At 67.4% G+C, this 777-nt stretch carries 1 pseudogene; it reads right to left on the bottom strand.

Going from position 1 to position 777, the window contains the following annotated elements:
- Positions 1 to 533, bottom strand: a pseudogene (locus RR928_RS23780) (acetyl-CoA C-acyltransferase); the annotation flags it as partial.
- Positions 534 to 777: the final 244 nt, after the last annotated feature.

The following is a 777-nucleotide window of genomic DNA, read 5'->3' as shown; positions in this document are numbered from 1 at the left end:
GCCGTGCGCTGCTGGCTTTGCAGCGAAAACAGATCCTGGTCTTCGCGGCTGATGCCGTAGCGCCGCGCAACGATGTCGGCGGTATCGATCATCGCCATGTACAGATCGGGCTTGTGCTCGAGCAGCCAGGGGTCGATGTCGCTGGCCAGGTTGTTGCCCGGACGCAGGCCGGAAATGGTCTCGACGCCGCCGGCAATCATGGCCGGAACGCCTTCGGCCACGATGCGGCCGGCGGCAATCGCTATCGACTGCAGGCCCGAGGCGCAGTAGCGCGCCACGGTCATGCCGGCAACCGACAGCGGCAGACCGGCGCGCAGCGCGGTCTGGCGCCCCAGGTTGCGGCCCTGGAAGCCGTCGGGATTGCCGCAGCCCAGCACCAGGTCCTCGAACCTTTCTGGATCTACGCCCGAGCGCTCGACGGCGGCCCGCACGGAAAACGCGGCCAGCTGCGCTGCCGGCGTGACATTGAACTCGCCGCGATGCGACTTGGCCAGCGGAGTGCGGGCGGTGGATACGATGACTGCTTCACGCATGGTGTTGTCTCTGTTAAGTTGGCTGGCTGGCTGGCGTCTGCGCCGGCCCGGTGGGCGGCGCAGCGCTGGCTCTAATTTCGAATAGACAACCGTTCGTGGTGAGCTTGCCTGCGCGGCCCGGTCGAACCATGAACGGCCTGCCCTCATGCCATGAGCGCAGGACGTTCACCCTTCGACAGGCTCAGGGCGAACGGGGGGGGGGCGCGATGGGCGAAGGGGCGTGAAAGCCCCCTCACTGCGCCTG

Source organism: Comamonas sp. (assembly GCF_036666375.1).
Classification (GTDB): domain Bacteria; phylum Pseudomonadota; class Gammaproteobacteria; order Burkholderiales; family Burkholderiaceae_C; genus Comamonas.
Note: the sequence above shows the minus strand (reverse complement) of the source record. Positions and strands in the feature narration are given on the sequence as shown.